A 22565-nucleotide genomic window follows, 5' to 3' on the forward strand; every position below is an offset into this window, starting at 1 on the left:
TATGGGTCCCGGCGTTCGCCGGGACGACGAAATCAGGTGCTGGCGTCCGCTCATTCGGCGGGCGTCAGCTTCCTGGCTGATGTCCAATCGTCGCGCCAAGTAGTTCGTCATGTCTGATCCTTCAGCTCCGCCGGCGACGCGTCCAGCCCTGCTGGAGATCCGCGGCCTGACCAAGAGCTTCGGGGCGCTGAAGGCGCTTGATGACGTCGACTTCACTCTGGGTGAGGGCGAGATCCATGCGCTGCTCGGCGAGAACGGCGCCGGCAAGTCGACCCTGATCAAGGTGGTCACCGGCGTGTTCGCGCGGGACGCCGGCACCGTGCGGCTGGCCGACCGCGAGATCGCGCCGCGCTCGGCCAAGGACGCTGTCGATGCCGGCATCGCCACCGTCTATCAGGAAGTCAATCTGCTGCCGAACCTCTCGGTGGCGCAAAATCTCTATCTCGGCCGGCAGCCGACGCGGTTCGGCGTCGTGCGCGAGGCCGAGATGCGGCGGCGCGCGCACGCGCTGCTGCTGGATTATGGGCTGGACATCGACGTCGGCGCGCCGCTTTCGAGCTACTCGGTCGCGGTCCAGCACATCACCGCGATCGCGCGCGCCGTCGATCTGTCGGCGCGCGTCCTCATTCTCGACGAGCCCACGGCCAGCCTCGACCGCCACGAGGTCGAGATCCTGTTCAAGGTGATGCGAAAGCTCGCGGCTGATGGCATCGGCATCGTGTTCGTCAGCCACTTCCTCGATCAGGTCTACGAGATCTGCGATCGCGTCACGGTGCTGCGCAACGGCCGGCTGATCGGCACGCGCGAGATCGCCGATCTGCCGCGGCTCGACCTTATCAGAATGATGCTGGGGCGCGAGCTCGCCGAGACCACGCACGAGCGCGCGGCGAGCCAGCCCGACACGGCGCGGGAGGTCTGCGTCAGCTTCAAGGGCTACGGCAAGCGCGGCTATCTCGCGCCGTTCGATCTCGAGCTGCGCCGTGGCGAGGTCGTCGGGCTCGCGGGCCTGCTCGGCTCCGGCCGCACCGAGACGGCGCGGCTGGTGTTCGGCGCCGAGCGCGCCGACAGCGGCGAGGTCACGATCGACGGCAAGGCCATCAGGCTGAATTCGCCGCGCGATGGTGCCGGCCTCGGCTTCGGCTATTGCCCCGAGGAGCGCAAGACCGAGGGCATCGTCGCCGACCTCACCGTGCGCGAGAACATTGTGCTGGCGCTGCAGGCGCGGCGCGGGCTGCACCGGCCGCTGTCGCGGCGCGAGCAGGACGAGATCGCGATGCGCTACATCCGCATGCTCGACATCCGGCCGCCCGATCCGGAACGCCCGATTGGCCTGCTGTCGGGCGGCAACCAGCAGAAGGCGCTGCTGGCGCGCTGGCTCGCGACGTCGCCGAAGCTCCTCGTCCTCGACGAGCCGACGCGCGGCATCGATGTTGGCGCCCATGCCGAGATCATCCGTCTGGTGCGTGAGCTGTGCGAGCAGGGGCTGGCGCTGCTCGTGATCTCCTCGGAGCTCGACGAGATCGTGACCTATTCCAACCGCGTCGTCGTGCTGCGCGACCGCGCCCATGTCGAGGAGCTGAAGGGCGACGCCGTCGAGGTTTCCAGCATTCTTGCGGCGATCGCGGCCGATGGTGAGCCTGTGCGCGAGGCCGTGTCATGACGCTTCGCATTCCCCGCCGTGGCCTGGCACAGGCGTTCGCGCTGATCGTGATCCTGATCATCGATCGCGCGGTCTCGCCGCAGTTCTTCAACCTCCATCTGCAGGACGGCCGGCTGTTCGGCAGCGTCATCGACGTGCTCAACCGCGGCACGCCGGTGGCACTGCTGTCGCTCGGCATGGTGCTGGTGATCGCCACCGGCGGCATCGACCTCTCGGTCGGCGCCGTCATGGCGATCGCGGGCGCCACCGCGGCGAGCCTCGCCGATACGCATTCGCTGCCGGTGGTCATTGGCTCCGCGCTCGCTGTCGGTTTGGTGTGCGGGCTGTGGAACGGCATTCTCGTCGCTGTCCTGCGCATCCAGCCGATCGTCGCCACGTTGATCCTGATGGTGGCGGGCCGCGGCATCGCGCAGTTGATCACCGAAGGGCGCATCGTCACCTTCACCTCGCCCGATCTGGTGTGGATGGGCAACGGCGCCGTGCTCGGCCTGCCGACCCCGGTCGTGATCGCGATCGGCATGCTGCTGCTGACGGGGGCGGTCGTGCGCGGCACCGCGCTCGGGCTCTTGATCGAGGCGACCGGCGGCAACGCGCGCGCCAGCGAGCTTTCGGGCGTCGGCACGCGCGCCATGATCCTGGCGGTCTATGTCTGGTGCGGCCTGTGCGCGTCGCTCGCCGGCGTGATCGCCGCGGCCGACATCATGGGTGCGGACGCCAACAATGCCGGGCTCTGGCTGGAGCTCGATGCGATCCTCGCGGTCGTGATCGGCGGCACCTCGCTGTTCGGCGGCCGCTTCAGCCTGGTGCTGGCGGTGGCCGGCGCACTGATCATCCAGGCCATGAACACCGGCATCCTGTTGTCGGGCTATCCGCCGGAGCTCAATCTGCTGGTCAAGGCCGTGGTCGTTCTCGCCGTCCTGCTGGCGCAGTCGCCGCGGCTCGGCGATCTCTCGCGCTTCACCGCGCGCTGGCGGAGGACCAAGCCATGAAGGCCTCGACCTCGGTTGCGATCACGGCGTTTGTGCTGGTCGCGGGCTTTGCGCTGTGCGCGCTGCAATTCCCGAACATCGCCTCGACCCGCGTCGTCGCCAATCTGCTCACCGACAATGCCTTCCTCGGCATCGTCGCCGCGGGCATGACCTTCGTCATCATCTCCGGCGGCATCGATCTCTCGGTCGGCTCGGTGATCGGCTTCACCACGGTATTCGTGGCGCTCGCGGTCGAGCGCTGGGGCATCCCGCCCTTCGCCGCCTTCGCGCTGGTGCTGGTGCTGTGCGCGCTGTTCGGTGCCGCGATGGGCGCGGTGATCCACGTGTTCGAGCTGCCGCCCTTCATCGTGACCCTCGCCGGCATGTTCCTGGCGCGCGGCGTCAGCTTCCTGCTGTCGACCGAATCGATTCCGATCACCGCCCCGATCTACAGTGCCGTCTCCGACTTCGCGATCCGCCTGCCAGGCGGCGGACGGCTCACCGCGATCGCGATTGCGATGCTGGTGATCCTGGTGCTCTGCGCGTTGCTGCTGCATTTGACCCGGTTCGGCGTCAACGTCTACGCGCTCGGTGGCAGCCGTGTGGCGACAGCCCTGATGGGCATTCCGGTCGGGCCGATGACCATCCGCATCTATATGCTGTCGAGCGTGCTTGCGGGCCTCGCCGGTATCGTCTTCTCGTTCTACACCGCGGCCGGCTATTCGCTTTCGGCCGTCGGTGTCGAACTCGATACCATCGCTGCCGTGGTGATCGGCGGAACCTTGTTGACCGGCGGACAGGGCTCGGTCATCGGCACCTTCCTTGGCGTCCTGATCCAGGGCATGATCCAGACCTACATCAATTTCGACGGCACGCTGTCGAGCTGGTGGACCAAGATCGCCACGGGGGTTCTGTTGTTCGTTTTCATTGCGCTGCAGCAAGGTCTGATGGCGCTCGCGCGCCGCTCATCCGTCAAGCCCGCCGCGGCCAAGCCGGTGGGGGCGCCGACATGACGACGTCGCACATCGTCTCGATTCCGACCCGGCGCGCGCATTCCAACCATGCCGAGGTCGCCCGCAGCATCGGCATCGACATCATCTCGGGCCGTCTGGCCGAGGGCGCGCGGTTGCCGGGTGACGCCGAGCTGACCGCGACTTTCGGCGTCTCACGGCCGGTGCTGCGCGAGAGCGTGAAGACCCTCGTTGCAAAAGGTCTGCTGTCGACCAAGGCCCGCGTCGGCACCGTGGTGCGCGGACGCTCGGACTGGAACATGTTCGATCCCGACGTGCTCGCCTGGCACCTCGACGCGGGGATCGACAAGCGCTTTCTTGCCGACCTCGCCGAGATCCGGTTGGCGATCGAGCCGCGCGCCGCGGCGCTCGCGGCAGAGCGCCGCAGCGACGACGATCTCGCCGCGATGAACCAGGCGATGGCGCAGATGGAGCGCGAGCCGTCGACCTCGATCGCCTTTGCCGAAGCCGACCTCGCTCTGCACATCGCGATCGCCAATGCCTCCGGCAATCCCTTCATGCGCTCGATCGGCGCGGTCATCGAGGCGGCGTTGCGCGCGTCGTTCGTCCTGAGCGCGCCGATCGAAACCGCCGACCGGGACACCGTGCTGGTCTGGCACCAGCGCATCATCGATGCGATCGCAGATGGCAATCCCGAGGGCGCCTCGGAGGCCATGATCGAAGTCATCTACAACGGCCGGCGGCGTCATGCGCAATCGGCTGCACGAACGGACCAGGAATGAGCAACGACAACGAGAAGAAGACGCTGCGGAGCCAGGCGTGGTTTGGCCGCCAGGACAAAATGGGCTTCTACTATCGCTCGTTCCTGAAGAACAGCGGCACGCCGCAGGATCGCTTCGAGGGCCGTCCGGTCATCGGCATCTGCAACACCTGGTCGGAGCTGACGCCCTGCAATGCGCATTTCCGCGTCATCGCCGAGCATGTCCGCCAGGGCGTGCTCGATGCCGGCGGCTATCCGCTGGAGTTTCCGGTCTCCTCGCTCGGCGAGGTGACGATGCGTCCCACTGCGATGCTGTTCCGCAATCTCGCCTCGATGGATGTGGAGGAGGCGATCCGTGCGCATCCGCTCGACGGTGTCGTGCTCTTGATGGGCTGCGACAAGACCACGCCGGCGCTCTTGATGGGCGCGGCCTCCGCCGACCTGCCTGCGATCGGTGTCTCAGGCGGCCCGCAACTGCGCGGCGTGTATCGTGGCCAGATCATCGGCTCCGGCACCAACATCATCTCGATGAGCGAGCAACTGCGCGCCGGCGAGATCACCTTGAAGGAATTCCACGAGGCCGAGGCCGGCATGAACCGCTCCGCCGGCAGCTGCATGACCATGGGCACGGCCTCGACGATGGCCTCGATGGTCGAGGCGCTCGGCATCGGCCTGCCGGAGAATGCGGCGATTCCCGCCGCCGATGCGCGCCGCAACCTGCTCGCGCGCATGGCGGGACGGCGCATCGTCGAGATGGTCGGCGAAGACCTCAAGCCATCGGACATTCTGACCCGTCAGGCGTTCGAGAATGCGATCCGCACGCTCGCGGCGATCGGCGGCTCGACCAACGCTGTGGTGCATCTGCTTGCGATCGCCGGACGTGTCGGCGTTGAGCTCACGCTCGACGACTTCGACCGTCTGTGTCGCGACGTGCACTGCCTGGTCGACCTGATGCCGTCGGGCCGCTTCCTGATGGAGGACTTCTACTACGCCGGCGGCCTGCCGGCGGTGCTGCGTGCGCTCGGCGAGCGCGGCCTGTTGCACAAGGACGCCCGGACCGTCAACGGCAGGACGCTGTGGGACAATGTCGCCGAGGCGCCGAACTACAATGCCGAGGTCATCACGCCGTTCGAGACGCCGTTCAAGACCGAAGCCGGCATCGCGATCCTGACCGGCAACCTCGCCCCCAACGGCGCCGTCATCAAGCCGTCGGCGGCCTCGCCGGAGCTGATGAACCACACCGGACGCGCCGTCGTGTTCGAAAGCGTCGAGGAAATGCACGACGCGGTTGACGACGACACTCTCGACATCGATGCGTCCTGCATCATGGTGCTGAAGAATTGCGGGCCGAAGGGCTATCCGGGCATGGCCGAGGTCGGCAACATGCCGCTGCCCGCGAAAGTGCTGCGCCAGGGCGTGCGCGACATGATCCGCATCTCGGACGCACGCATGTCCGGCACGGCGTATGGCACCGTGGTGCTGCATGTCGCCCCGGAAGCCACCGTCGGCGGGCCGCTGGCGCTGGTCAAGAATGGCGACATGATCACGCTGGACGTCGCTGGCCGCCGGCTGCATCTGCATGTCAGCGACGAGGAGCTCGCCGCGCGCCGCGCCGCCTGGACGCCGCCGAAGCCGCATGCGGCCCGCGGCTATCAGAAGCTCTACATCGATCACGTGCTGCAGGCCGATCGCGGCGTCGATTTCGACTTCCTGGTCGGCCACACCGGCTCGCCCGTGCCGCGCGACAATCACTAAAGAGGTGCCCATGACCGCTTCCGCCAAAAAGCTCTACAAGGGCGTCTTCCCGGTGGCGCCGACCGTGTTCGACGCCGACGGCCGTCTCGACCTCGAGGGCCAGAAGCGCGCGATCGACTTCATGATCGATGCCGGCTCGCACGGCATCTGCATCCTCGCCAACTTCTCCGAGCAGTTCGTGCTGACCGACGACGAGCGCGATCTGGTCATGACGACCGTGCTGGAGCATGTCGCCGGCCGCGTGCCGATCATCGTCACGACGACGCATTTCTCGACCTTTGTCTGCGCCGAGCGCTCGCGCCGGGCGCAGGAGAGGGGCGCCGCCATGGTCATGGTGATGCCGCCCTACCATGGCGCGACCTTCCGCGTGCCGGATAGCTCGATCTACGAGTTCTATCGCGGCGTGTCCGACGCGATCTCGATCCCGATCATGGTGCAGGATGCGCCGGTCGCCGGCACGCCGCTGTCGGTGCCGTTCTTGGCGCGCATGGCCAAGGAGATCGAGAACCTCGCTTATTTCAAGATCGAGGTGCCGCGCGCGGCGGACAAGCTGCGGGCGCTGATCGAGGCCGGCGGCGTGGCGATTGAAGGCCCGTGGGACGGCGAGGAGGCGATCACCCTGATGGCCGACCTCGATGCCGGCGCGACCGGCGCGATGACCGGCGGCGGCTATCCCGACGGCATCCGCAAGATCATCGATCCGTATTTCGCGGGCGACCGCGAGGCCGCAGCCGCCGCCTATGAGCGCTGGTTGCCGCTGATCAACTACGAGAACCGGCAGTGCGGCCTTGCGACCTGCAAGATCCTGATGAAGGCGGGCGGCGTGATCAAGCACGACACGCTGCGCGCGCCGCAGCCGCCGATCCATCCGGCGACACAGAAGGGTCTGATCGAGATCGCGCGCCGGCTCGACCCGGTCGTGCTGCGCTGGGGACGCTAGAGATGAGCGAGCTTCGTGTCGCCATCGTCGGCTTCGGCAAGATCGCCAGGGATCAGCACGTGCCGGCCATCGCCGCCACCGAGGGCGTGACCTTGACGGCCGTCGCAAGCCGTAACGCCTCGCTGCCCGGCCTGCCGCATTTCGGCACCATCGAGGAGCTGCTGCGCGACGGTCCCGAGATCGACGCGGTCGCGTTGTGCACGCCGCCGCAGGTGCGCCGTGTGCAGGCGCTGGCGGCGCTCGAGGCCGGCAAGCATGTGATGCTGGAAAAGCCGCCCGGTGCTGCCGTCAGCGAGCTCGATCCGCTGATTGCACTCGCCGCCGCAAAGGGGCGCACGCTGTTCGCGACCTGGCATTCGCGCTACGCGCCGGCCGTCGAGCCGGCGCGGGAATGGCTGTCACAGCGTCGGATCCGCAGCGTGCGGATCGACTGGAAGGAGGACGTGCGCGTCTGGCATCCCGGCCAGGCCTGGATCTGGGAGCCGGGCGGTCTCGGCGTGTTCGATCCCGGCATCAACGCACTGTCGATCCTGACCCGCATCCTGCCCGAGCCGGTGTTCCTGACCGAGGCCGAGCTGTCGTTTCCGTCCAACCGCCAGGCGCCGATCGCGGCCAACCTGTCGTTGTCGACAGCCAGCGAGCTGCCGATCGCGGCCGAGTTCGACTTCCGCCAGACCGGGCCGCAGAGCTGGGACATCCGGATCGAGACCGACGCCGGGCAACTCAAGCTGTCGCTCGGCGGCGCGCGGATGACCGCGGATGACCAAGTGATGATCGACGAGAAGGAGCGCGAATATCCCGGCCTCTATCGCCGCTTCGTCGAGCTGACGAAGACCGGCGCTGGTGACGTCGATCTCGCGCCGCTGCGGCTGGTGGCCGACGCGTTCCTGCTCGGCCGCCGCCACTTCGTCGAGCCGTTCGAGGACTAGAGCGATGGCAGAGGCTGATATCACCAGGGATGTGTTTGGCAGCCTGCCGGACGGCCGCGAGGTCGAGCGCGTCACCTTGCGTGGCGCCGACGGCTTCGAGGCGCGGATCATCACCTACGGAGCGGTACTGCAGGCGCTGCTGGTGCCGGATGCGCAGGGCGTCGTCGACGACGTGGTGCTCGGTCATGACGACCTGCTGAGCTACTTGCTGCTCCGGAAGTTTTTCGGCGCGACGGTCGGACGCTACGCCAACCGCATCGCCAAGGCACGTTTCGTGCTCGATGGTCAGGACATCCGTTTGGAAGCGAATAATGGCGCGCACGCCTTGCATGGCGGCCCCGACGGCTTCGACCGCAAGCTCTGGCAGATCGTCGCCACCGAAGACGGCGACCAGCCCTCGGTCACGATGCTCTATGTCAGCCCCGACGGTGAGGCTAACTATCCGGGGCGGCTCGACGTCCGTGTCACCTATCAGTTGACCGGGCCGATGGAGCTGGCTGTCAGCTTCAGCGCCCGGACCACCCGGACGACGGTGGTCAACCTGACCAATCACAGCTTCTTCAATCTCGACGGCCTGGCCGCCGGCACCGATATTCTCGATCACCGTCTGACGCTCGCTGCGGACCACTACCTGGCGATCGACGAAACGGCGATCCCGCTGGAGGGGCCGCCGCACAGCGTTGTTGGTACGCCGTTCGATTTCCGCGACGCGCATGCGATCGGCGCGCGCATTCGTGCCGACGATGCACAGATCAGATGCGGCCGCGGCTATGACCACAATTTCTGTCTGCGCGCCGGCGACGGCGTGCGCTTCGCGGCACGGATCGAGTCGCGGCGGTCGGGACGGATCATGGAGTTGCTCACCGATCAGCCGGGCCTGCAGGTCTATTCCGGCAACTATATTGACGCGACCGTGAGCGGCAAGGGCCGCGTCTATCGCCAATCCGACGCGCTCTGCCTGGAGCCGCAGGTCTGGCCGGACAGTCCGAACCGTCCGGATTTTCCGAGCGCGCGTCTCGCGCCCGACGACGTCTACAAGCACGAGACGGTGTATCGCTTCTCGATCGCGGGAGCGTCCGCATGATGGAGCAGGTGCCGACCACGATCCTTTGCGACGAGCGCTGCCATCTCGGCGAGGGGCCGACCTACGATCCTCACACTGACACCGCCTGGTGGTTCGACATCCGCGAAGGCCTGCTGTTCGAGGCCAACATCGGTAGCGGCGACGTCCGACGCCACGGGCTCGGCAGGATGGCGAGCGCGCTCGGCCGCATCGATGCCGTGAGGCAGTTGATCGTCGCCGAGGACGGACTCTATGTCCGCACCATCGCCGACGGCGCGCTGTCGCTGTTCCTGCCGCTCGAGGCCGACGATCCGGCGACGCGGTCGAACGACTCGCGGGTCCATCCCTCCGGGACGTTCTGGATCGGCACCATGGGGCGCAACGCCGAGTGCGGCCTGGGCTCGATCTATGCGCTGCATCGCGGTGAGATCATCCGCCTGTTCCCCAACGTCACCATTCCCAACGCAATCTGCTTCTCGCCGGATGGCGCGATCGGCTATTTCGCCGATACGGACGAGAACGTGCTCTACCGCGTCGCGCTCGACCCGACGACCGGCCTGCCGCGCGGCGAGCCGGAGGTGCTGCTGCGTCATGCCGGCGTCGGCGGGCTCGACGGTGCCGTCGTCGACGCCGAGGGGCGGATCTGGAACGCGCGCTGGGGCGGCGGTTGTGTCGATGTCTACAGCCCGCAGGGCGAGCATCTGCGCTGCATCGCGGTTCCGGCCAGCCAGGCGAGCTGCCCGGCCTTCGTCGGTCCCGGTCTGTCGCGCCTGCTGGTCACGTCGGCCTGGCAGGACATGGACGCGGCGGCCAAGGCGGCCGACCCCGGCCACGGCCAGACTTTCCTGCTTGAGGTCGGCGCCCGCGGTCGCGCCGAGCCTGACGTGAAGCTTTCGATCTGAGAGGAGGAACAATCGAGTCGAGCGTCGTTCAGCCTAACAGCTATCTGGTATCAAGATACGCAATCGCGTATTCCTAGCTCAAATCTGAAAATCTTAGAGGGAGTGAAGCATGCTGAATTTCAAGACCATCATGGCCGCCGCGCTGGCCGGCCTCGGCGCCGTGGCGCTGTCCAGCGCCGCAATGGCGCAGGGCAAGGCAACCGTCGGCATCGCGATGCCGACCAAGTCCTCGGCGCGCTGGATCGACGACGGCAACAACATCGTGAAGGTGCTGAAGGAGCGCGGCTACAACACCGACCTGCAATATGCCGAGGACGACATCCCGAACCAGCTCTCGCAGGTCGAGAACATGGTCACCAAGGGCGCCAAGGTGCTGGTCATCGCCGCGATCGACGGCACGACGCTGTCCGATGCGCTGAAGCAGGCCAAGGAGAAGGGCGTCACCGTCATCGCTTATGACCGCCTGATCCGCGACACGCCGAATGTCGACTACTACGCGACCTTCGACAATTTCCAGGTCGGCGTGCTGCAGGCGCAGTCGATCGTCGACAAGCTCGGCCTGAAGGACGGCAAGGGCCCGTTCAACATCGAGCTGTTCGGCGGCTCGCCGGACGACAACAACGCCTACTTCTTCTACAACGGCTCGATGTCGGTGCTGCAGCCGTACATCGACTCGGGCAAGCTCAAGGTTGCGTCCGGCCAGATGGGCATGGACAAGGTCGCGACCCTGCGCTGGGACGGCGCCACCGCCCAGGCCCGCATGGACAACCTGCTCAGTGCCTATTACGGCAACAAGCGTGTCGACGCGGTGCTGTCGCCCTATGACGGCCTCTCGATCGGCATCATCTCGTCGCTGAAGGGCGTCGGCTATGGCAGCGGCAACCAGCCGATGCCGATCATCTCAGGCCAGGACGCCGAGGTGCCGTCGGTCAAGGCGATCCTGCGCGGCGACCAGTACTCGACGATCTTCAAGGACACCCGCGACCTCGCCAAGGTGACCGCCGATATGGTCGATGCCGTGCTCAACGGCAAGCAGGTGCAGGTCAACGACACCAAGACCTACAACAACGGCGTCAAGGTCGTTCCCGCCTATCTGCTCAAGCCGGTCGTGGTCGACAAGAGCAATTGGGAGAAGGTCCTGATCGAGGGCGGCTACTACAAGAAGTCGCAGGTCGAGTGATCACCGGTGGCCGGCGAGCGCGGTCATGCGCTCGCCGGCCACTCCAAGACGGCTCAAGTTGCGGGATACAGAGCGATGACGGCAATCCTCGAAATGCGCGGCGTCAGCAAGAGCTTCGTGGGCGTGCAGGCGCTCCGCGACGTCAGCTTCACGGTCGAGGCGGGTGAGATCCACGCTTTGGTCGGCGAGAACGGCGCCGGCAAGTCGACCCTGATGAAGGTGCTCAGCGGCGTCTATCCCTATGGCCGTTACGAGGGCCAGATCATCTTCGAGGGCGAGGAGCGGCGCTTCCGCGACATCAACGATTCCGAGGCGCTCGGCATCATCATCATCCACCAGGAGCTCGCGCTGATCCCGCTGATGTCGATCGCCGAGAACATCTTCCTGTCGCATGCGCCGCAGCGCTTTGGCGTCATCGATCGCGACGAGGTCTACCGGCGCACCCAGCAATTGCTGGCCCAGGTCGGCCTGAAGGAATCGCCGGATACACTGATCACTGATCTCGGTGTCGGCAAGCAGCAGCTCGTGGAGATCGCCAAGGCGCTGTCCAAGCGCGTCAAGCTCTTGATCCTGGACGAGCCGACGGCGAGCCTGAACGAGGCCGACAGCCAGGCGCTGCTCGACCGCCTCGTCGCCTTCCGCGAGCAGGGCATCTCCTCGATCCTGATCACGCACAAGCTCAACGAGGTCGCCCGCGTCGCCGACCGCATCACGGTGCTGCGCGACGGGCGCAGCGTCGACAGCATCGACTGCCGCGCCGAGCCGGTCCTGGAGGACCGCATCATCAAGAGCATGGTCAATCGCGACATGGCGCACCGCTTCCCGGAGCGGCAACCCAAGATCGGCGAGCCCGTGTTCACGGTCGAGAACTGGTCGGTCTACCACCCGCAGCATACCGATCGGCAGGTGATCAAGAACGTCGACTTCCAGGTCCGCCGCGGCGAGATCGTCGGCATCGCCGGCCTGATGGGGGCGGGGCGCACCGAATTCGCCATGAGCCTGTTCGGCCGCTCCTGGGGCATCAACATCACCGGCCGCGCCCGGCTCGAAGGCCACGACGTCCATCTCACCAGCGTCCCGGCGGCGATCGATGCCGGCCTCGCCTATGTCACCGAAGACCGCAAGCAGCTCGGCCTGATCCTGGCCGACGACGTCCGCAAGAACATCACCCTGGCGTCTCTCTCCCAGGTCGCGCCGAAGGGCGTGATCGACGACATCGCCGAGCTCAAGGCGGCGTCCGGTTACCGCGGCCGGATGCGGATCCGCTGCTCGGACGTCTACCAGGAGGCCGGCCAGCTCTCCGGCGGCAACCAGCAGAAGGTCGTGCTGTCGAAATGGCTGATGACAGATCCCAAGGTCTTGATCCTGGACGAGCCGACGCGCGGCATCGACGTTGGCGCAAAGTACGAGATTTACTGTATCATCCAGGAGCTCGCTGATGCCGGCCGGGGTGTGGTGGTGATCTCCTCGGAGATGCCGGAGCTGCTCGGGATCTGCGACCGCATCTGCGTGATGAATGACGGCGCCTTCGTCGGCGAGTTCGCCGGGCCGGAGGCGACGCAGGAAAAGATCATGCGCGCCATCATGCGCAACGAAACCATCAAGAACCAGGAGACGGCCGCGTAAGCGGCCGGGAGGACGCCAGCAATGACCGACAAGACGGTTTCGCTCCCGGAGGAGAAGTCGCACAGCGGCTTCCTGAAGAACAATCTGCGCAGCTACGGCATGCTGCTGTCGCTGTTCGTGATCATGCTGTTCTTCCAGTTCATGACGGACGGCACCCTGCTGCAGCCGCTCAACCTCACCAACCTGGTGCTGCAGAACAGCTACATCGTCATCATGGCGCTGGGCATGCTGCTGGTGATCGTCACCGGGCACATCGACCTGTCGGTCGGCTCGGTCGCGGGCTTCGTCGGCGCGGTCGCCGCCGTGCTGATGGTGCGCTATCACGTCGACTTCCCGCTCGCGATCATTGCCTGCCTGATCGTCGGCGCCGCGATCGGCGCCGCGCAGGGCTATTGGGTGGCCTATTTCGGCATTCCCTCCTTCATCGTGACCCTGGCGGGCATGCTGGTGTTCAAGGGGCTGGCGCTGGCGCTGCTGCAGGGGCAGTCGGTCGGGCCGTTCCCGGGCACGTTCCAGAAGCTGTCGTCCGGCTTCATCCCTGAGTTCATGCCGAGCGCGGCGCACCTCTATCCGACGTCGCTCGCGATCGGCGCGGTGCTGACGCTCATCCTGGTCTATGCCAGCGTCAAGGGCCGCGCGCGCGAGGTGGAGCACGGCATCGAGGTCGAGCCGTTCGGATTCTTCGCTGCCAAGAACGTCGTGCTGGCCGGCGCATTGATGTATTTCACCTACCTGATCGCCTCGCATCGCGGCCTGCCCAACGTGCTGGTCATCATGACCGCGCTGATCGCGCTCTACGGCTTCATGACCCGCCGCACCGTGGTCGGCCGGCAGATCTATGCGGTCGGCGGCAACGCCAAGGCCGCCAAGCTGTCCGGCATCAAGACCGAGCGGCTGGTGTTCATGACCTTCGTCAACATGGGTGTGCTGGCGGCACTGGCCGGCCTGATCTTTGCCGCGCGTCTCAACACGGCGACGCCGAAGGCCGGTCTCGGCTTTGAGCTCGACGTCATCGCGGCGTGCTTCATCGGTGGCGCCTCGGCCTATGGCGGCGTGGGGCGGGTCGGCGGCGCTGTCATCGGCGCCATGATCATGGGCGTGATGAACAACGGCATGTCCATCCTCGGCATCGGCATCGACTATCAGCAGGTCATCAAGGGCCTGGTGCTGCTCGGCGCCGTCTGCATCGACGTCTACAACCAGCGCCGTTGAGCGCTATACGCCGCACATTCTCTGACAGAGCCCCTTAGCCGAGGCTCTTCGGCATCCGCAATCGTCATTCCGGGCGCGCGTCGCGCGAGCCCGGAATCCATCTGTCCTCATGCTCCCCGGTGAAGTGGATTCCGGGCTCGCCCTGCGGGCGCCCCGGAATGACGAGGTCGAGTCCGGTTGCCGACCTACACCACGTGGAAATTCGACACGCTGTCATTGGCGAGCTGGGCGACGAGCTGCAGCTCCCAGTCGATATAGGCCTGCATCGCTTCCGCCGCGTTGTCGGTGCCCTCATAGGGACGCTTGTAGACGTCGTCGGCAGGCGATATCCATGCGTGCCGCTCCGTGTCCAACGCATACCCGGCAGCGACCCACGCCCGCGTACCGCCCGAGAGAACGCGGAGTTCGCGGTGTGTCACAGCGCGTGCATCGGCCAGCGCGAAAGCCGCCTCGGCGCCGTCGTCGCTGGTCAGCACGAGCGGAACGTTGCCCGGCAGCTTGGCGAGATCGTCGGCAAAGCGCGACGCGAGCACGAAATGTGCGCGCGGAATGTGCCCGGCCTTGTAGCCCGGACTGCGTGTGAGATCGACGACGGTCCACGCCGCGGGATCGGCCGCGAGTTGCTCGGCGCTGATGGTCGCTTCGCCAAGTTGCGGCAGCAGCGGTCGGCGTGCAGGGCGGATTTCGGTTTCGGTCGCTGCAACGACATCCGGTCCCACGACCGCCACGTCCCAGCCCATCTGCTTCAGCCACGACGCTGTCATGCGCGCGCGCACGCCGTCGTCGTCGAACAGCACCAGACGGGCGCCGCGGACGCCGACCCATTCGTCGATCGCCTGCACGAGCTGGCCGCCCGGCGCCGACGCGAAGCCGGCTGGATGCGAGCTGGCATATTCCTCGGGCGTGCGAACGTCGAGGCAATACAGCGTGCGCGTCCCGGCCTCGGCCTGATGGCGCGCGAAGGTCGCGGCATCCAGCACGCCGACGCCGACGCGCTCGGCCCAGGCCTTGGCATCAGCCAGCGCGGTCGCGTAGCTCGCCGCTGGCCGCTCCAGCATGCGCGCGGTCCTGCCGCGTTCGACCTGATGGCCGGCCAGCGTCCAGCCGATCGTGCCGTTGCGCAGCGCATAGATCCTGTTCGGCAGCCCGGCATTGATCAGCGACTGCGTGCCGATGATCGAGCGCGTGCGCCCGGCGCAGTTGACGATGATCGTGGTGTCGGGCGACGGCGCGATCTCGCGTGCCCGGAACGCCAGCTCGCCGCCGGGGACGCTGACCCCGCGCGGAATGCTCATGGTGCGGTATTCCTCGAAGCGGCGGGCATCGAGCACGACCAGGTTCGACTCGCGCTCGATCAGGGCCTTGGCTTCGTCGGCCGACAGCGACGGCGTGTGCCTGATCGCCTCGACCAGTTCGCCGAACGCCTTGCTCGGCACGTTGACGTCGCGGAACACCTCGCCATGGCGCGCATAGCCGGACAGTCCGCCATCGAGGACCGACACGTCAGTGTAGCCCAGCGCCCGGATGCGCGGCACCGCGCGCGCGGCATAGCCTTCGTCATCGTCATAGACGACGACAGGCACGTTTAGCCGCGGCACGAGATCGAGGATGCGCAGCTCGATCTGCGACAGCGGCAGCGACACCGCGAAGAACGGGTGCGACAGCGAATAGGGGCCTTCCTCGCGGACGTCGAGCAGCGCCACCTCCTCGCCGGCGCGCCAGCGCCGCCGCAACTCGGTCGGAGCCATCAGGCGCGGCTGATCAGATGAATTCGGGAACAGGCGAGAAGGCGTCGGCGATGTCATTCGGGAGTCCGCAGGTGAGCTCCGCCGCGGCTTCCGGAACCGTTCATGCGTCCGTGGAGCAAACCTGCGGCATGGAGCGGCAATCACGGTGCGCAGCCCGGGCCGGGGCGCATGGGATGTCGCACCTGTGTGGCGGCATGGCGGCCGTTTGTCCAGCCCGCCGCCCCTGATTGCGCTCGGCAGCAGCGCCGGTCAGACGTGCGGTCCCAGCATGGCGATGTAGAACAGGTCCTCGCTCGAGAGCCCGGCGGACCGCCGCGGAAGAACGGCGGCGTTTCGTTCGGTCGTTCTCTGCTCCGACATGCGCTCGGAACGGAAGGTGCCGAGCCAGCCTTCAAACCACGAGACGTAGCGCACGAGATCCTCCGCAACTGCTGTGGCCACTCGACTATCACGCGGCAGGACTGCCTGGACAAGGGCCGTTGAAGCCGTCGCCCCGACTTTGACAAATCATGCTCGCTGTAACGCCTCGCCGGCAAATTCCTTTCCCGCTGCGCGTTCGTCGCACAGCTCTGCTTCTCCACCGGAGGCGTGAACGTCGCCATTCCGTCCCATCAGGTCGTCATGCCAATGGGTACGGAACGCCATCCAAGAGGCGTGATCCTGGAACGCGACCTCGGCGAACCACTCGACCGTGACTGCGCCGCTCGGCCAGTAGCGTTCCTGGTCATGCCAGCACACCACCGGCCAGCGCGGATTGCGATAGGAGCGGCCGGTCTCATCATGCAGCGAGGGACGGCCGAGGTGATCGATCAGCCACGCCATCACCTCGGGCAGGAACGTCGCGGCAAACGACACGCCGTGGCGTCCGAGCCGTTGCGGCATCCGCATGACGCGCTGATCGATGATGGCGAACGCCGGCGGCACGGCGCCGACGTTGAACTGCCTGATCATCAGCAAGCGGAAGCCGCAGTCGCAGAGCTCGGCGGGAACGGCGTGGATCGCGGTCGGCTGTAGCGGAGCCGTGATGTTCATCCCAGTGCTCCCCGCGCCTGGCCGAACGTGAGGTCGATGGCGTGCTGCAACGCTGTGCGCGTCGGCACATCGCTGCGCTTCAGATAGGCGGTCAGAACGCGTGCCATCCCGTGTCTCCCGTCGGCATCTGCACACTGCTGGTCGCAGCCTTCGCAGATCGCCTTGCGTGGAGACGGACATCCGGTCCGAATCCGACGCGACGAAAATCAACAATCTCCGACATTGCTGCCGGTCAGGGAGGACACATCAAGTTTCGTGCCAGATGCGACGATCAGTGGAGGCGATGGCCGTCGGCGTCGTCTTCCGGTGTCGCGAGCTGCGCGATCGGGCTGGATTGGTGGTGGATCATCCGCCAGGCGCCGTCGATGCGCGCAAAGTGATTGGCCGCGGCGAGCGCCGCGCCATCCACCAGCTCGATGCAGAGCACGTGACCATGATCGCCGCTGACGATCGCGTGCGGATCCGCACAGACGATGTTCGGCCGGCCCGGGTTGGCGAGGATATCGCGCCAGCTGCCGATCACGGCGGCGCGGCCGACGATCGCCGGCCAGCCGGGATGAATGCAGGAGATACCGTCGCGATCGGCCCAGAGGGCGACGAGCGCCGCGAAATCACCGTCCGTGAAGGCAGCATAGAAGGCCGCATTGGCGGCCAGGATCTCGCGCTCGTCGCTCATTGTGATGAGGTGAGCCAAGCCGTTGCGAAAATCAAGCAATGTTTGGAAACGCACACGCGCGCGCCTGCAAAAACTTGCAAGCTTTTTGCAGGACCCGGTCGAGACGCGATCGCAACGCATCAGCCGAGGTCCTGCCATGCTCGAAACGGCCATTGTCGGAGGTGGATTGTGCGGAATGGCACTCGCGCGCAGCCTGCAGCAGCGCGGCAGCACGTTCGCTTTGTTCGAAGCCCGACATCGCCTGGGCGGGCGGGTGCTGTCGGCCAGGAGCAAGGGCGGGCTTGCGCTGGACCTCGGCCCGACCTGGTTCTGGCCGGACACCCAGCCGCTGCTCGCCGGCCTGGTCGCGGAGCTCGGCCTGTCCGACTTTGCCCAGCACGATGATGGCACGCATCTTCATCTGAGAGAGGCGGACAAGCCGGCCGAGCAGATCGGCGGGCCGCCGGTCCACCAGGGCGCGCGCCGGCTCTCCGGCGGCATGGCGAAATTGATCGAGGCGCTGGCACGCGATCTGCCGCAGCCCTTTATCCATCTCGGCCATGAGCTGATGCGCATCGTCGACTGCGGCACGCATGTGCGGCTGATCTTCGCCACAGCAACGGAATCGGTCGCGATCGAGGCCAGGCGCGCCGTGCTCGCGCTGCCGCCGCGGCTGCTGATCGACCACGTCGGCTTCTTTCCCGAGCTGGACGACGCGACCTTCGAGGCGATGCGTGGCGCCGAGACCTGGATGGCGGCGCAGGCCAAGGTCGTGATCGCCTACGACCAGGCGCATTGGCGCGACCAGGGCCGATCCGGCAATGCGTTCGTCAGCCACGAGCAGGCCGTGATCGGCGAGATCTTCGAGGCCTGCGATGCGGGTGGCGACCGCGCTGCGCTCGGCGGCTTCCTCGCATTCTCGCCCGATCTGCGCGCGGCCTTCAGCGTCGGGCTGCCGTTGCTGATGGACAGCCAGATGGTGCAGTTGTTCGGCTCCGCGCTGGAAGGCGGCGAGCAGCACTACCAGGACTGGGCGGCCGAGCGCTTCACCTGCAGCGCACTGGATCGCACCACGCCACGCGGCGAGCACAGCGAGATCGCCAATCCGATGCTGCGGCGGGCGCTGTGGGACGGGCGGCTGTATCTTGGCGGCGCTGAAACCGCAAGCCACGCGGCCGGCTATCTCGAAGGCGCGCTGAACGCCGCCAGGCGCATCGAGCGCGCGATCGCCCGGGGCATCGGCGAGACCGCCGTGCCGCGCGCGGTCGCCGCGACCGGCGACGGGCTGTCGGGCAACGCCGCGAGCCTCGCCTGGTTCGGCGCCTGGGTCGCCGCGCAGCGTGACGCCGCGTTCGACGACTATCGGCAGCGGCTCAATCGCGGCCTCGCCGCGCAGCAGCGCGAGCAACTGACCCAGCTCGCTCTTCTCGGAGCCACCGAGCAGGTGTTCGCTGCGGCGCTGCAGGTGCTGGACGCACTGACCTTCGACATGCGCGACGTTGCCGTCGAGCGCGGACGCTCCGTCCTGATGCCGGAGATCCAGAAGCCGTTTCGCGATGTCATGCAGTCGCTGCTCGACGATGCCATAGCCTTCAACCGCACCTCCTGCGCGCTGTCGAACTTTCCGTTCGAGCACAAGCCGTCGAAGGATTATGTGCAGACGATCCTGCGCGACATCGCCGCCGCCTGGCAGGAATTCTCGCTCGCCGCGAACCGTCTGCTGCTGGCGAAGGCGGACGCGGCGATGCGCCCGCCGACGAGAGTGCCGTCGTGAGTGGGGCGGCATCGAGATGCGAACCATGAAGCTGCAGATCGAACGTCCGACCATCGAGGCGATGGCGGCGGCCTTTCCGCACCTCGCCTCGCTGAAGGAGCAGTTGCGCTTCGGCGACAGGGTCGAGGTCGACGTGGCGCAGCTCGCGACCGCCGAGCTCGACTTCCTGCGCGACAGCTACCAGAAGGCCGGTCCCGAATGGCACGCCCGTGCGGCGCAGATCGCGACCCTGCAGCGCGCCTTTGCCGATTCCGGCGCCCGCTTCGCCGAGCACGAGCTGGAATCGGTGCTGCCGGCGATTGCGCGCTACCTGATCTCGGGCGCCATCCGCGGCTGGATGTTCACCGCCAACGTCGCCAGCCGTCCGTTGCCCTATGTCGTGACGCGGCTCGACTACACGGCGCCGTCGAACGACGAGGCCGGCCGTGTCTTCATCGAGCTCAAGGCCAATGCCAAGGGCGCGATCACCACGTCCACCTTGCGCATCTCCGCCGGCGACATCGTCGGCAGGACGGTCGCCGAGATCTTCGCCGCCAAGGGCTTCCTCAAGGAGACGCCCGAGCTGATATCCGCCTACGATGAGACGGCCGAGCGGTACTTCGCCTGGCGCGGCCGCTATGGCGCGCAGTTCTCCGGCCGCGGCATCGGCTTCTTCGCCGATGATCCGAACTCCTCGCATCGCGACATGGACTGGTCGCGCAAGGACGTGATCGTGCTGTCGTCGGGCGGCGGCAGCGCGCGCCTCGTCAACGACGAGGGCGTTCTCACCGAGCGGGCGCTGACGCTCGAGGTCACCGGCGACATTCTCGGGCAGTACCTGCGCAAGGCCGCCAAGAGCAATCTCTATGATGCCGAGCAGGAGGTCGCGGACTCCAGGGCGGCGATCCCGAAGGGCCTCTTCTGCAAGATCCCCGTCCATCCCTACATGCTGATGTTCCATCTCGACCTGCACCATTATCTCTGGGTGCACGCCGACGACATGGTGCCTTACGCCTATCAGCCCGAGCTCAAGCAGAAGCTGGTGCTGCCGGAGGAGCAGACCGACCTGATCGACATTCTCACGGCCGAGATGGACCTGCTGATGGACGACATCGTCGCCGGCAAGTCGGGCGGCACTACGGTGCTGTGCGCAGGCCCGCCCGGGGTCGGCAAGACGCTGACGGCGGAGGTCTACGCCGAGATCATCGGCCGGCCGCTCTATCGCGTGCATTCCGGCCAGCTCGGGCTGAACGTCGCGGCAATGGAGGGCGCGCTGAAGGATGCGCTGACCCGGGCGCAGCGCTGGGGCGCGGTCATGCTGATCGACGAGGCCGACGTCTACATCAAGCGGCGCGAGGACGACATGACGATGAATGCCGTCGTCGGCGTGTTCCTGCGCGTGCTGGAATATTTCAATGGGCTGTTGTTCCTCACGACGAACCGCATCGACGACATCGACGAAGCCATCGTGTCGCGCTGCATTGCGTTGATCAAGTTCCAGGCGCCGGACGCCGCAGCGCGCGGCCGGATCTGGCGGGTGATGTGCGAGCAGTTCGGCTTGAAGATCGATGCCGGCCTGGTGGAGCCGCTGGTGGAGACGTTCCCGGGTGCCTCCGGCCGCGACATCAAGGGGCTGGCCAAGCTGGTCGCCAAATACTGCCACCACAAGGGCGTCCGTCCGACCATCGAGGTCTTCCGCCGCTGCGCCATCTTCCGCGGCATCGATCTCGGAGACCACGCGCTGCTGCCGGAAGCCGCGGAGTAGTCACGGCGTCGTCGTCTTCCCCAGCGTCGCCGGATTGTAGCCTTCCTCGCGCAGCACCCGCTGCACGACCGGCCGCGCCAGCATCCGCCGGTAGTGCGCGAGCAGGTTGGCCGGCAGCGCAATGCCGGTCTTGTCGGCCCAGAACGCGACGTAGAACAGGATCGGATCCGCCACGGAGAATTCGCCGCCGAGATAGGGCCGCGTGCCGAGCATCTTGTCGAGCACTGCGAAGCCTTTCACGACGATGTTGCGGCCGAGCGCGCGCACGGACTCCTGGTCGGCCTCGTTGCGGCTGAAGGTCGGCGTCGCAAAAATGCGCGCGAAGCCGTGGCCATGCACGGTACCGGCAATGTAGCTCATGGCTTCGAGCAGCCGCGTTTCGGTCTCGATATCCGAAGGCCATAATCCGGCGCGTGGCCGCGAGCGGCCGAGCCAATAGGCGATCGCCGGCACTTCCGTCAGCACACTGCCGTCGCTGCGCACCAGCGCCGGAATCGTCGATTTCGGGTTGATGGCCACATAATCGGGTTTGAAATTGTCTCCGGCCGGGAGATTGACGATATGGGCCTCGAACACCTCCTCGAGCTCTTCGAGGATGATGTGGATGCCGGTCGAGCACGATCCCGGCGTCATATACAACTTCATCGTGGCCATCATTGTCTCCAAGCCGACATCGCGCGCGCAGGCGGCATGCTTCATGCAAGGATCGGGACAGATCGAGAGTGACGCGCCGAGGCCCGCCAGTTCGGGCCGCTGCCGTCAGGTTTGCGACAGGAGACTCTTCACGGTTCCGCAGCTCCGTCGCCTCGTTGAGGGAGCGTCGCGCATGACGGAACGTGAGCCGGAAGTCTTCGTCATCTGTCCGACGACGAGCATCGCGCCGGGTGAAGCCAGGGCGTTCAGCCTGTCGCGGATCGGCGACAATGGCGAGGCGCGGCCGTTTCCGATCGTGATCATCCATACCGTGTCCGGCGGCTTCGTCGGTTATGTCAACAGCTGCCCGCACGAAGGCAAATGGCTGAACATCGGCAGCGGCCAATTCTTCAACGCGGAGCGCACGATGCTGCGCTGTGGCCGCCATGGCGCGATCTTCGAGATCGACACCGGATTGTGTACCAGCGGTGATTGCGAGGGCCAGAGCCTGGAGCCGATCGCGCTCGCGGTCATCGACGGCGAGGTCTGCCTGTGCGGCGTCGCGCTGGTGGAGGATACGAGCTTTCCCGATCCGTTCGACGATCTCGACGAGACCATGGAGATCATGATCCATCCCGAGTGAGGCATTCTTCCATCCGCCCGTCATTGCGTGGAGCGGGGGTGACGAAGCAATCCAGGGCCGCGCGCGTGGTCGTGGATTGCTTCGCTGCGCTCGCAACGACGTCGTCACGGTGATGGGGGCTCAGAACCCATCCGCCTTCGCGCCCCACGGATGACTTCCGGGCACCAGCGGCGCCTTGATGCCGGCTTTCTCGACATCGGCCGTCGTCTTGAAGAAGGTCGCCTCGTGCACCAGCGTGCCGTTCTTGGTCGTCACCGCGACATAGCGTGCGACCGTGTCGATGTCGCACAGATAGCCGCCGCCGGGATCGGCGGCGCTGCGCAGATTGCCGTCCCAGTCCACGAAGAAGCCGTCACTCGACATCTCGAAC

The 22565-nt window shown here is 66.6% G+C and carries 21 protein-coding genes; 15 read left to right on the forward strand and 6 right to left on the reverse strand.

Features of this window, described 5'->3' with window-relative positions:
- The first annotated feature begins 109 nt into the window (after nt 1-109).
- From ACQR10_RS31610 to mmsB, 12 genes are all read left to right on the forward strand, one after another.
- On the forward strand, nt 110-1660 hold the full coding sequence (locus ACQR10_RS31610) for a sugar ABC transporter ATP-binding protein (RefSeq protein ID WP_316218654.1): 1551 nt from the start codon (nt 110-112) through the stop codon (nt 1658-1660).
- Nucleotides 1657-2649 (forward strand): ABC transporter permease, encoded by a 993-nt coding sequence (locus ACQR10_RS31615; RefSeq protein ID WP_316218653.1) that lies wholly within the window; start codon nt 1657-1659, stop codon nt 2647-2649. The genes ACQR10_RS31610 and ACQR10_RS31615 overlap by 4 nt, the downstream gene beginning before the upstream one ends.
- Nucleotides 2646-3641: a galactofuranose ABC transporter, permease protein YjfF gene (gene yjfF / locus ACQR10_RS31620; RefSeq protein ID WP_316218652.1), complete on the forward strand. Its 996-nt coding sequence runs from the start codon at nt 2646-2648 to the stop codon at nt 3639-3641. The genes ACQR10_RS31615 and yjfF overlap by 4 nt, the downstream gene beginning before the upstream one ends.
- On the forward strand, nt 3638-4381 hold the full coding sequence (locus tag ACQR10_RS31625; RefSeq protein WP_316177969.1) for a FadR/GntR family transcriptional regulator: 744 nt from the start codon (nt 3638-3640) through the stop codon (nt 4379-4381). The genes yjfF and ACQR10_RS31625 overlap by 4 nt, the downstream gene beginning before the upstream one ends.
- Complete coding sequence (locus ACQR10_RS31630; RefSeq protein ID WP_316218651.1) at nt 4378-6114, forward strand: IlvD/Edd family dehydratase; 1737 nt, start codon at nt 4378-4380, stop codon at nt 6112-6114. The genes ACQR10_RS31625 and ACQR10_RS31630 overlap by 4 nt, the downstream gene beginning before the upstream one ends.
- 10 nt (nt 6115-6124) lie before the next feature.
- Nucleotides 6125-7054, forward strand: coding sequence for a dihydrodipicolinate synthase family protein (locus ACQR10_RS31635; RefSeq protein ID WP_315804472.1), 930 nt, complete (start codon nt 6125-6127; stop codon nt 7052-7054).
- 2 nt (nt 7055-7056) lie between these two features.
- Nucleotides 7057-7983 (forward strand): Gfo/Idh/MocA family protein, encoded by a 927-nt coding sequence (locus ACQR10_RS31640; protein ID WP_316218650.1) that lies wholly within the window; start codon nt 7057-7059, stop codon nt 7981-7983.
- 4 nt (nt 7984-7987) lie between these two features.
- Complete coding sequence (locus ACQR10_RS31645; RefSeq protein WP_316218649.1) at nt 7988-9067, forward strand: aldose epimerase family protein; 1080 nt, start codon at nt 7988-7990, stop codon at nt 9065-9067.
- Nucleotides 9067-9948, forward strand: coding sequence for an SMP-30/gluconolactonase/LRE family protein (locus ACQR10_RS31650; protein ID WP_316218667.1), 882 nt, complete (start codon nt 9067-9069; stop codon nt 9946-9948). The genes ACQR10_RS31645 and ACQR10_RS31650 overlap by 1 nt, the downstream gene beginning before the upstream one ends.
- A gap of 109 nt (nt 9949-10057) precedes the next feature.
- Nucleotides 10058-11128 (forward strand): multiple monosaccharide ABC transporter substrate-binding protein, encoded by a 1071-nt coding sequence (gene chvE, locus ACQR10_RS31655; protein ID WP_316177978.1) that lies wholly within the window; start codon nt 10058-10060, stop codon nt 11126-11128.
- Nucleotides 11129-11203: 75 nt separating this feature from the next.
- Nucleotides 11204-12754: a multiple monosaccharide ABC transporter ATP-binding protein gene (gene mmsA, locus ACQR10_RS31660; protein WP_316218647.1), complete on the forward strand. Its 1551-nt coding sequence runs from the start codon at nt 11204-11206 to the stop codon at nt 12752-12754.
- A 21-nt stretch (nt 12755-12775) separates the two neighbouring features.
- Nucleotides 12776-13966: a multiple monosaccharide ABC transporter permease gene (gene mmsB, locus ACQR10_RS31665; protein WP_315755454.1), complete on the forward strand. Its 1191-nt coding sequence runs from the start codon at nt 12776-12778 to the stop codon at nt 13964-13966.
- A 185-nt stretch (nt 13967-14151) separates the two neighbouring features.
- Here mmsB and ACQR10_RS31670 read toward each other — a convergent pair whose 3' ends face one another.
- The 4 genes from ACQR10_RS31670 to ACQR10_RS31685 all read right to left on the reverse strand — a co-directional run bounded on the left by ACQR10_RS31670 (nt 14152) and on the right by ACQR10_RS31685 (nt 17422).
- The gene (locus ACQR10_RS31670) at nt 14152-15714 is read right to left on the reverse strand and encodes a rhodanese-like domain-containing protein (RefSeq protein WP_410051468.1); all 1563 of its coding nucleotides are present in this window, start codon (nt 15712-15714) and stop codon (nt 14152-14154) included.
- A 249-nt stretch (nt 15715-15963) separates the two neighbouring features.
- The gene (locus ACQR10_RS31675; protein WP_315804477.1) at nt 15964-16155 is read right to left on the reverse strand and encodes a hypothetical protein; all 192 of its coding nucleotides are present in this window, start codon (nt 16153-16155) and stop codon (nt 15964-15966) included.
- A gap of 66 nt (nt 16156-16221) precedes the next feature.
- Complete coding sequence (locus ACQR10_RS31680; protein ID WP_315804531.1) at nt 16222-16740, reverse strand: hypothetical protein; 519 nt, start codon at nt 16738-16740, stop codon at nt 16222-16224.
- Nucleotides 16741-17017: 277 nt separating this feature from the next.
- On the reverse strand, nt 17018-17422 hold the full coding sequence (locus ACQR10_RS31685) for a nuclear transport factor 2 family protein (RefSeq protein WP_315804532.1): 405 nt from the start codon (nt 17420-17422) through the stop codon (nt 17018-17020).
- A gap of 136 nt (nt 17423-17558) precedes the next feature.
- Between ACQR10_RS31685 and ACQR10_RS31690 the strand changes: the two genes are divergently transcribed.
- Complete coding sequence (locus tag ACQR10_RS31690) at nt 17559-19175, forward strand: flavin monoamine oxidase family protein (protein ID WP_316218645.1); 1617 nt, start codon at nt 17559-17561, stop codon at nt 19173-19175.
- A gap of 25 nt (nt 19176-19200) precedes the next feature.
- Nucleotides 19201-20919 carry an ATP-binding protein gene (locus ACQR10_RS31695; protein WP_316218644.1) on the forward strand — a complete coding sequence of 573 codons (1719 nt, stop codon included), beginning with the start codon at nt 19201-19203 and terminating at the stop codon, nt 20917-20919.
- Here ACQR10_RS31695 and ACQR10_RS31700 read toward each other — a convergent pair whose 3' ends face one another.
- Nucleotides 20920-21564, reverse strand: coding sequence for a glutathione S-transferase family protein (locus ACQR10_RS31700; RefSeq protein WP_316218643.1), 645 nt, complete (start codon nt 21562-21564; stop codon nt 20920-20922).
- A gap of 181 nt (nt 21565-21745) precedes the next feature.
- Here ACQR10_RS31700 and ACQR10_RS31705 point away from each other — a divergent pair, with 181 nt between their 5' ends.
- The gene (locus ACQR10_RS31705; RefSeq protein WP_315804481.1) at nt 21746-22195 is read left to right on the forward strand and encodes a Rieske (2Fe-2S) protein; all 450 of its coding nucleotides are present in this window, start codon (nt 21746-21748) and stop codon (nt 22193-22195) included.
- A gap of 120 nt (nt 22196-22315) precedes the next feature.
- Here ACQR10_RS31705 and ACQR10_RS31710 read toward each other — a convergent pair whose 3' ends face one another.
- Nucleotides 22316-22558, reverse strand: coding sequence for a hypothetical protein (locus ACQR10_RS31710; RefSeq protein WP_316218642.1), 243 nt, complete (start codon nt 22556-22558; stop codon nt 22316-22318).
- Nucleotides 22559-22565: the final 7 nt, after the last annotated feature.

Origin of the sequence: Bradyrhizobium sp. HKCCYLRH2060 (assembly GCF_051168135.1) — a bacterium.
Taxonomy (GTDB): Bacteria; Pseudomonadota; Alphaproteobacteria; order Rhizobiales; family Xanthobacteraceae; genus Bradyrhizobium.

Excerpts from the sequence above, each read along its gene's own strand:
- ACQR10_RS31670 (WP_410051468.1), bottom strand. The coding sequence starts at position 15,714 with ATGGCTCCGACCGAGTTGCGGCGGCGCTGGCGCGCCGGCGAGGAGGTG.
- ACQR10_RS31690 (WP_316218645.1), top strand. The coding sequence starts at position 17,559 with ATGCTCGAAACGGCCATTGTCGGAGGTGGATTGTGCGGAATGGCACTC.
- ACQR10_RS31615 (WP_316218653.1), top strand. The coding sequence starts at position 1,657 with ATGACGCTTCGCATTCCCCGCCGTGGCCTGGCACAGGCGTTCGCGCTG.
- ACQR10_RS31710 (WP_316218642.1), bottom strand. The coding sequence starts at position 22,558 with ATGTCGAGTGACGGCTTCTTCGTGGACTGGGACGGCAATCTGCGCAGC.
- chvE (WP_316177978.1), top strand. The coding sequence starts at position 10,058 with ATGCTGAATTTCAAGACCATCATGGCCGCCGCGCTGGCCGGCCTCGGC.
- ACQR10_RS31645 (WP_316218649.1), top strand. The coding sequence starts at position 7,988 with ATGGCAGAGGCTGATATCACCAGGGATGTGTTTGGCAGCCTGCCGGAC.
- ACQR10_RS31630 (WP_316218651.1), top strand. The coding sequence starts at position 4,378 with ATGAGCAACGACAACGAGAAGAAGACGCTGCGGAGCCAGGCGTGGTTT.
- mmsA (WP_316218647.1), top strand. The coding sequence starts at position 11,204 with ATGACGGCAATCCTCGAAATGCGCGGCGTCAGCAAGAGCTTCGTGGGC.
- ACQR10_RS31700 (WP_316218643.1), bottom strand. The coding sequence starts at position 21,564 with ATGAAGTTGTATATGACGCCGGGATCGTGCTCGACCGGCATCCACATC.
- ACQR10_RS31705 (WP_315804481.1), top strand. The coding sequence starts at position 21,746 with ATGACGGAACGTGAGCCGGAAGTCTTCGTCATCTGTCCGACGACGAGC.
- ACQR10_RS31650 (WP_316218667.1), top strand. The coding sequence starts at position 9,067 with ATGGAGCAGGTGCCGACCACGATCCTTTGCGACGAGCGCTGCCATCTC.
- ACQR10_RS31695 (WP_316218644.1), top strand. The coding sequence starts at position 19,201 with ATGAAGCTGCAGATCGAACGTCCGACCATCGAGGCGATGGCGGCGGCC.
- yjfF (WP_316218652.1), top strand. The coding sequence starts at position 2,646 with ATGAAGGCCTCGACCTCGGTTGCGATCACGGCGTTTGTGCTGGTCGCG.
- ACQR10_RS31610 (WP_316218654.1), top strand. The coding sequence starts at position 110 with ATGTCTGATCCTTCAGCTCCGCCGGCGACGCGTCCAGCCCTGCTGGAG.
- ACQR10_RS31640 (WP_316218650.1), top strand. The coding sequence starts at position 7,057 with ATGAGCGAGCTTCGTGTCGCCATCGTCGGCTTCGGCAAGATCGCCAGG.
- ACQR10_RS31635 (WP_315804472.1), top strand. The coding sequence starts at position 6,125 with ATGACCGCTTCCGCCAAAAAGCTCTACAAGGGCGTCTTCCCGGTGGCG.
- ACQR10_RS31685 (WP_315804532.1), bottom strand. The coding sequence starts at position 17,422 with ATGAGCGACGAGCGCGAGATCCTGGCCGCCAATGCGGCCTTCTATGCT.
- mmsB (WP_315755454.1), top strand. The coding sequence starts at position 12,776 with ATGACCGACAAGACGGTTTCGCTCCCGGAGGAGAAGTCGCACAGCGGC.
- ACQR10_RS31625 (WP_316177969.1), top strand. The coding sequence starts at position 3,638 with ATGACGACGTCGCACATCGTCTCGATTCCGACCCGGCGCGCGCATTCC.